Origin of the sequence: Stenotrophomonas sp. Y6, assembly GCF_022436665.1 — a bacterium.
GTDB lineage: Bacteria > Pseudomonadota > Gammaproteobacteria > Xanthomonadales > Xanthomonadaceae > Stenotrophomonas > Stenotrophomonas acidaminiphila_A.
Genome location: NZ_JAKUKB010000017.1, coordinates 20,985 through 27,211, shown reverse-complemented (window position 1 = coordinate 27,211; position 6,227 = coordinate 20,985). Strand labels below are relative to the sequence as shown.

Sequence of the window (6,227 nt, the reverse complement as noted above, 5' to 3'; positions counted from 1 at the left end):
TCACCTGCATCTTGACCCCGATGTGGTTGCCGACCAGCTGGTTGGTGCCGGCGACCATCACCCCGTAGTCGCCGGGGAACGCGGCCTGGTCCATGCGGTAGCTGATGATGCCGGCGTCGTGCTGGCGGCCCATTTCCTGCTGCGCGGCGATCACTGCCTGCAGCTGCGCCTGCATGCGCTGCATCGAGGACAGCAGCTTGCCGACTTCGTCGCGGCGCGAGGCGTCGATGCGGCGGTCGAGCTTGCCCGCGGCGACATCGTCGGCCACGCGCACGGCTTCGCCCAGCGGCTGGGTGATCGAGCGGATGATGGCCCAGCCCAGCAGGGCGGCCAGCAGCAGCGACAGCGCCATGCCGGCGGCCACCGCCATCAGCGAACGCTGGTAGGCCTGCCGGGACGCGGCCACATCCCGGGCCAGTTGCTCCTGGTTGTACTGGGACATCTGCTTGAGCTGGTCGAACAGCAGGCGGCGCTGCTTGCGCGATTCGTCCGAGGAGATGCTCCGCGCGGTGTCGAAATCGTCGGCGGCGATGGCCGCGGCAATGCGCTCGTGCGCGGCGAAGTACGCCGCACGGTGCTGCTTGAGTTTCTCGTACATCGCCAGTTCTTCCGGCGTGTAGTCGGTGCCGATGTCGTCGTAGGCCTTCTCGGCTGCCTCGATCAGGCCGCGGGTGTCGGCCAGGCGCTTGTCGTAGTCGGCCAGCTGCTCGGGGTTGCCCTGGTAGCTGAGCTGCGCCTGCTCATAGGTACGGAATTCGCCCAGCTGCGCGCGCATTTCGCCCAGCTGCTGCACCGCCGGCATCCAGTTGTTGTTGATCTGCTCGATCTGGGTGTTGGCGAGCATCATCCGCCACAGCGAGAAGCCCCCCATCAACAGGGTGATCATGCAGGTGATGCAGAAGGCGAGGGCAAGTTTCCGCGTGATCGAAAGGTTCTGGAACCATTTCATCGCAGATATCTCCAGTGACAGGCTCAGCGACGGGCAGGCCCGGCGCGCCTGCATGACGTCATCAATATGGAAGGGCCGCGACGGGAGCCCTGCACCCCGGGGTGCACATTTGCGGTATCGGCGCTGGCGTCCGCTTCTTGACGTCCGTGCAGCCGCCGGCGGCGGGTTCCGGACGAACGGCAGGGCGGCCCGCCGGTGGCCTCAGAAATGCAGCTGCGCGCGCAGCTGCACCACTTCGGGCTGCCAGTGCGCGGTGCCACGGCGGGCGTCGGCGTGGACGTAGTTGGCCTGGAACTTCAGGTGGTTGCCCAGGTACCAGTTGGCGCCCACGGTCCAGTTGTGTTCGCGGCCGCCACGGATCAGGCCATCGTCCAGGTCGATGCGGCTGTAACGCGCCAGCAGCTCGACGGCACCATGCCTGCCGGCCGGGCGCGGATTGGCGACGTTGCCGCCGCTGTAAGTGCGCGATTCGCCGGTCAGCAGCCAGCTGCCGGCCAGGTACCAGCCGTCGCTCCGGTAGTGCGGCAGGGCGTGGCGGCGGGTGGTCTGCTGCAGGTACTCGCCCTGCAGCGACCACGGGCCTTCGATCCACAGTGCCTCCAGGCCGCGGCGGTCGATGCGCTCGACCTCGCGCAGGGTGCCCGAGTCGACCAGCCGCAGCGACGTCAGCGACGCCTCCGGCCTGGCCCGCCAGCGCACGCTCGGCGCGACCTCCACGCCCAGGCCGTTGGTTTCGGCGTCGGGACGCTCGCGGGTGCTGGAAATGCCCAGGTGCAGTACGTGCGAGGGCTGCTTGCGCGGGGTCCAGGCCAGCCGCGCGGCGAGGCTGTCGCCGCGGTTGTTGCCCTGCAGGTCGTGGCTGTAGGCGCCGGCGTTGAACAGCCAGCGCGGCCGCTCCAGCGCCCAGTCCACGCCGATGCGGCGGCCTTCGTAGAACGCCTGCGTCGGCAGTGCGTTCTCCATGAAGGCGCCGCTGCGGGTGGCGGTATTGCCTTCGAAGCCCAGCGGCAGCTTCATCTGCCCGATGCGCCACTTGCCGAGGTCGCGGCCGGTCAGGCCCTTGCTCTCCAGGCGCAGGGCCACGTCCAACCAGGTGTCGGACTGGAAGTCGTAGGAGGCGGTGAAGTCGTACAGGCCCTTGCGCTTGATGGCGACGCCGAACTCCTTGCGGCGCCAGTCCTGGTCGTTGTCGAGGGCGGCGCCATCGGCGTCGACGCGGTTGACGTCCCAGGCGACGTTGCCGGTGAGCGTGGCCTCGGTGCCGTTGGCCAGGGCGAGCCGGGGGGGCCATGCGTCGGCCTGCGTGCCGGCCAGGGCCGGGGCGGCGAGGGTGAGCAGGGCGAGCGGGGCGAGGCGATGCATGCGGGTGTCCTGGAGCGAGGGGGCGGCACGCCGCGGCGTGGGCCGGGTTCGGTGGGGCTTCCCGCGCCGCTGGTGGCGCGGAAAGCCGGATCCGTACGCCACGCGGCGCGCGGTGGAGCGGTTTGCGGGGAGGAGGATGCGGCGGCAACGGCAGGGGGCTGGCGCCGCGCCGGCGCGGGAAGCACCCCGGCACAAGCACCCCGGCACCGCCGCGCGGCCTGGCGTGCATGCCAGGCCATGGCGCGACGCGGTGGGCCGATCAAGCGGCCTGCGGCAGCCGCAGCGAGCGCACCAGCCCGCCGACGTCGACGATCAGCGCGACCCGGCCATCGCCCAGGATGGTGGCCCCGGAGACGCCGCCGATGCGGCGGTAGTTGTTCTCGATGTTCTTGACCACGACCTGCTGCTGGCCGAGCAGTTCGTCCACTTCCAGGGCGATCTTCTGGCCGTCGCCCTCGACCACCACCACCAACGGGTCGGCGTGGCTGTCCTGGCGGTAGCCGTAGTACTGGCCCAGCGACAGGATCGGCAGGTACTCGCCGCGCACGCGCAGCACCCGGCCTTCGCCGGCCATGGTGCGGATGTCCTCGGCCTTGGGCTGCAGCGCCTCGAGCACGTAGGCCAGCGGCAGGATCAGCGTCTCGCCGGCGACCGAAACGGTCATGCCGTCGAGGATGGCCAAGGTCAGCGGCAGCCGGATCAGCACCCGGGTGCCGGCACCGGTCTGGCTTTCCAGCTGCACTTCGCCGCCCAGCGCCTGGATGTTGCGGCGGACCACGTCCATGCCGACGCCGCGGCCGGACAGGTCGGTGACCGCATCGGCGGTGGAGAAGCCCGGCTGGAAGATCAGGTCCCAGACCTGGGTGTCGGTCGGGTTGTCGGGTACCGCCAGCCCGCGCTCCTGGGCCTTGGCCAGGATCTTGTCGCGGTTCAGGCCGCGGCCGTCGTCGCTGACCTCGATGACGATGTGCCCGCCCTGGTGCGAGGCGGCCAGGGTGATGGTGCCCATCTCGTCCTTGCCGGCCTGGCGGCGCACGTCGGGCATTTCCAGGCCATGGTCGATCGAGTTGCGCACCAGGTGCACCAGCGGATCGGCGATCTTCTCGATCAGCCCCTTGTCCAGTTCGGTGCCTTCGCCGATGGTGCGCAGCCGCACCTGCTTGCCCAGGCGCGAGGACAGGTCGCGCACCAGCCGCGGGAAGCGGCGGAACACCGCGTCCACCGGCAGCATGCGCACCCCGATCACTGCTTCCTGCAGGTCGCGGGTATTGCGTTCGAGCAGGTCCAGCCCGGCCAGCAGGCGTTCGGCGTGCGAGGGATCCAGGCCGCCGGACACCTGCTTGAGCATCGCCTGGGTGATCACCAGCTCGCCGACCAGGTTGATCAGCGCATCGACCTTGTCGACGCTGACCCGGATCGAACTCTCGGCCTCGTGGCCGCCCGCCGCGGCGGGCGCCGCGGCTGCCGCCGGGCGCGCGGCGGCGACCACCTCGGCGGCCACTTCCTGCGCCGGCGTCGGCGCGTGCGTGGCCAGGCTTGGCGGGGCGATGATCGGCTGGATGTCCAGCTCGCAGTCATCCACCACCCAGGCGAAGGTGTCTTCGATCTTGCTGCGCGGGATGCGCCCGGTCAGGCCCAGGTCCCAGGCGATGTAGGCTTCCAGCGGGTCCATCTGCTCGAAGCCGGGCAGCCGCTCCATGCGCGCCTGGACCTGCAGCGTGCCCAGGGTTTCCAGTTCGCGGATGATGCGCAGCGGATCGTTGCCGCTCATGAACAGCGAGGGCGCCGGCACGAAGCCGATCTGCCAGCCGTCCGGCTCGGTCGCAGGGGCTTCCTGGCGGGCCGCGGCCGGCGCGGCGGCCGCGCCGGACAACACCGCTTCCAGGCGCGCCTTGACCGCGGCGACCAGCGCCGGGTCGGCCGCCTGGCCGTGTTCGGCCTCGCGCAGCAGCGCGCGCAGCACGTCCACCGAGGACAGCATGGCATCGACTGCGGCGCTTTCCAGCGCACGCTTGCCGGCGCGCAGCTCGTCCAGCAGCGTTTCCAGCACGTGGGTCAGGCCGGCGATGGCCTCGAAGCCGAAGGTGCCGGCGCCGCCCTTGATCGAATGCGCGGCGCGGAACACCGAGTTGATGATTTCCGGATCCTGCTGCCCGTCCTCCAGTGCCAGCAGCCCGGCCTCCATGGCGTCCAGCCCTTCGCGGCTTTCCTCGAAGAAGGTGGCGTGGAAACGTTGCAGGTCCATGCTCATGGGCGCGCTATCCGGTCGGGTTCGGGGCGGTGGGTGGGCGATCAGCCCAGGACTTTCTGGACGGTGGCGACCAGCTGTTCCGGGTTGAACGGCTTGACCAGCCAGCCGGTCGCGCCGGCGGCCTTGCCCTCGGACTTCTTGTCGGCAGCCGACTCGGTGGTCAGCATCAGCATCGGCGTGAACTTGTAGTCCGGCAGCTGGCGCAGTTCGCGGATGAGCGAGATGCCGTCCATGTTGGGCATGTTCACGTCGGTGACCACCGCGTTGAACCTGGCGCCCTTGGCACGGCCCAGGGCGATGGCGCCGTCCTCGGCTTCCTCGACGGAAAAGCCGGCCGAGGTGAGGGCGAAGGCCACCATCTGGCGCATCGACGCCGAGTCGTCCACCACCAGGATTCGAGCGCTCATGCAACGTTCTCCACAGAATTCGATTTGTCAGGGGTTGCGTCCAGGCCCAGGGCCTGGAGGACGCCGAGCAGGCGCGCGGCGTCGCGGAAAGTGTCGGTAGCGTCGTCGAAGACGGTGGCATGGCCGGCCTGGCGGCGGGCCTGGACGAAGGCGCACAGCACCTGGATGGCGGCGGTGTGCACCCGCCCCACCTGGCTGGCATCCACGCGCAACGCGCCGCTCTGGCCCAGGTGCGGGGCCAGGTGTTGCTTCAGGTCGCTGGTGGACTCGATGCCCAGGTCCTGCGCCAGTGCCACAGTGCTCATCGTTGCTCCGGAGAGACGGTACTGGACCAGTTAACGGCAGCGCTGGAACGATCTTTAAGGGGCGCGGACACAGGCGCGTGAATTCGTGAACTGGCGCACGGAACGGCGGCCGCGCCAGGCGGGTGTCCGCTGCCGGCGCGCATGCGCCTTCAGCGCTCGCACTGCAGCAGTTCCGAGGCGTCGAGCAGGATCATCGGCTGCTGGCCGATGCGCGCCACGCCGCGGAACAGGGTGTTGGAGATCTGGCAGATGCGGGCGGTGTCGGGCGGCTCGATCTGCGACTCGGTCAGGTTGGCCACGTCCTCGACCGCGGACACCCGCAGGCCGAGCACCTCGCCCTTTTCCTCGAGCACCACGATGCGGGTCTGGCTGCCTTCGCCGACCGCGGCGAAGCCCAGGTGCAGGCCCAGGTCGATCACCGGTACCACCTGGCCGCGCAGGTTCATGATGCCGAGCATCGAGGCGGCGGTGCCGCGCAGGCCCAGCAGCGGCACCGGCAGCACCACTTCCTGCACCTTGAGCAGCTCCAGTGCATAGGCCTGGGCGCCGCAGCGCAGGCGCAGCCAGCGCGAGGTGCGCTCGCTGGCGCGGCGCTGCGGGCGCTGCGGCTCGCGTGCCTGTGCCTGCAACGCGGCCCAGACGTTGTTGCCGTCCGCCGCCGTGGGCGCGGGGCCGGGTTCGCTGGCCGCGGGCGGGGCGGCGGTCCGCGCCAGCGCAGGCGTGGCGGTCGGGGCCGGGGACGGGATCGGGGCCGGGGTTGGGGCCGGCGCGGCTGGCGCGGTCACCGCCGGCGCCGCCACCGCTGCAGGTGGTGCCGGGGTGGGGATGACCGGGTCGGCGCGGGCCGGGACCGGCGCGGGTACGGCCACCGGCGCGTCAGCCGCGGCCGGCGCCACGGCGACGGCGACCGGCACCGCTGCCGGTGCCGGCGCAGGGATCGCGTCGAGCAGCAG

At 70.8% G+C, this 6,227-nt stretch carries 5 protein-coding genes and 1 pseudogene; all 6 read right to left on the bottom strand.

Features of this window, described 5'->3' with window-relative positions:
- On the bottom strand, positions 1-886 hold an 886-nt coding region (locus MKP15_RS16765), incomplete at its 3' end, for an MCP four helix bundle domain-containing protein (RefSeq protein WP_240213488.1).
- Between the two features lie 264 nt (positions 887-1,150).
- A complete protein-coding gene (locus tag MKP15_RS16760) occupies positions 1,151-2,311 on the bottom strand; it encodes a porin (protein ID WP_240213487.1) in 1,161 nt (386 codons plus the stop codon).
- A 259-nt stretch (positions 2,312-2,570) separates the two neighbouring features.
- Entirely contained in the window at positions 2,571-4,562 is a 1,992-nt protein-coding gene (locus tag MKP15_RS16755) for a chemotaxis protein CheA (RefSeq protein WP_104938869.1), read from the bottom strand.
- 41 nt (positions 4,563-4,603) lie between these two features.
- Positions 4,604-4,969: a response regulator gene (locus MKP15_RS16750; RefSeq protein ID WP_104938868.1), complete on the bottom strand. Its 366-nt coding sequence runs from the start codon at positions 4,967-4,969 to the stop codon at positions 4,604-4,606.
- Positions 4,966-5,274 carry an STAS domain-containing protein gene (locus MKP15_RS16745; protein ID WP_104938867.1) on the bottom strand — a complete coding sequence of 103 codons (309 nt, stop codon included), beginning with the start codon at positions 5,272-5,274 and terminating at the stop codon, positions 4,966-4,968. The genes MKP15_RS16750 and MKP15_RS16745 overlap by 4 nt, the downstream gene beginning before the upstream one ends.
- 149 nt (positions 5,275-5,423) lie before the next feature.
- Positions 5,424-6,056: pseudogene (locus MKP15_RS16740) on the bottom strand (chemotaxis protein CheW); the annotation flags it as partial.
- Positions 6,057-6,227: the final 171 nt, after the last annotated feature.

Bases quoted from the DNA above. Each gene is read 5' to 3' on its own strand.
- MKP15_RS16760 (WP_240213487.1), bottom strand. From the start codon at position 2,311: ATGCATCGCCTCGCCCCGCTCGCCCTGCTCACCCTCGCCGCCCCGGCC.
- MKP15_RS16755 (WP_104938869.1), bottom strand. From the start codon at position 4,562: ATGAGCATGGACCTGCAACGTTTCCACGCCACCTTCTTCGAGGAAAGC.
- MKP15_RS16750 (WP_104938868.1), bottom strand. From the start codon at position 4,969: ATGAGCGCTCGAATCCTGGTGGTGGACGACTCGGCGTCGATGCGCCAG.
- MKP15_RS16745 (WP_104938867.1), bottom strand. From the start codon at position 5,274: ATGAGCACTGTGGCACTGGCGCAGGACCTGGGCATCGAGTCCACCAGC.